We start from the raw sequence: 242 nt of genomic DNA, 5'->3' as shown, positions 1-242 counted from the left end.
CATCGACGACCGACGACGATGGTGCGTCGCTCTCCCGACTCGGGCGTCTCGCGCTCGGGCTCGGACTCGCGCTACAAGCGACTGAGGACTTCCGCGACATGGAGGACACGATCGACTACGCCGAGTCTGCCGGGGTCCCGCTCCCGTCGGTGCTCGCCCCGCTCGCCTCGGGAACGATGGTGTCGGCCGGCGTCGGGATCGCCCTCTGGCGACTCCCCCGACTCGCGACCGGGGCCGCCGCG

General features: G+C 72.3%; 1 protein-coding gene. It reads left to right on the top strand.

Features of this window, described 5'->3' with window-relative positions; all coding sequences use genetic code 11:
* On the top strand, positions 1-242 hold a 242-nt coding region (locus tag HKX41_13085; protein ID NNC25068.1), incomplete at both ends, for a DoxX family protein.

This window comes from Salifodinibacter halophilus, from assembly GCA_012999515.1.
Taxonomy (GTDB): Bacteria; Pseudomonadota; Gammaproteobacteria; order Nevskiales; family Salinisphaeraceae; genus Salifodinibacter; species Salifodinibacter halophilus.
This window is presented reverse-complemented; position numbering and strand designations above follow the sequence as displayed.